Annotated in this window: 1 pseudogene; it reads left to right on the top strand. The window is 59.6% G+C overall.

The features are described from left to right. Nucleotides 1–403 (top strand): annotated as a pseudogene (locus tag EN935_RS41285) (amidohydrolase); the annotation flags it as partial. Nucleotides 404–522: the final 119 nt, after the last annotated feature.

The raw sequence follows: 522 nt of genomic DNA, 5'->3' as shown, positions 1-522 counted from the left end.
GACCAGGGGCGGGGCCGATACCACGCATTTCGGTGAAAGGGCGGGCCAGCTCGTCCCCGGCGCGTTCGCCGACATGGTCATGATCGACTGGAAGGCAGTGTCGCGGCCCTATCTCGACGCCGATACGCCGGTGCTGGCGGCAATCCTGCACCGCGCCAAGTCGTCGTCCGTGGCGCGCGTCATCATCGGCGGCCAGACTGTCTACGAGGACGGACGTTTCACGCGGATCGACCGCGACGCGATCCTGGACCGCATCGAGGCCGCCATGTCACGGCCGCTCACCGCCTTCGAATCCGAACTGAGGCAAACGGCAGCCGATATCCTGCCGCATGTGAAGTCCTTCTACTTAGGTTACGTCAAAATGGAGCAGGAGCCTTACTACAGGTACAATTCAAAAAAGTAGAATCCAATTAGAAGAGAAGGGAACTGACATGAAAATCTGGAAAATACTGGGGGCTGCATTCACGATGTTGCTTCCCGCGGGGATCGCCCATACCGAGGGCTTCGCAGACCATCTTGTCC

The organism is Mesorhizobium sp. M7D.F.Ca.US.004.03.1.1, assembly GCF_003998635.1.
GTDB lineage: Bacteria > Pseudomonadota > Alphaproteobacteria > Rhizobiales > Rhizobiaceae > Mesorhizobium > Mesorhizobium loti.
Note: the sequence above shows the minus strand (reverse complement) of the source record. Positions and strands in the feature narration are given on the sequence as shown.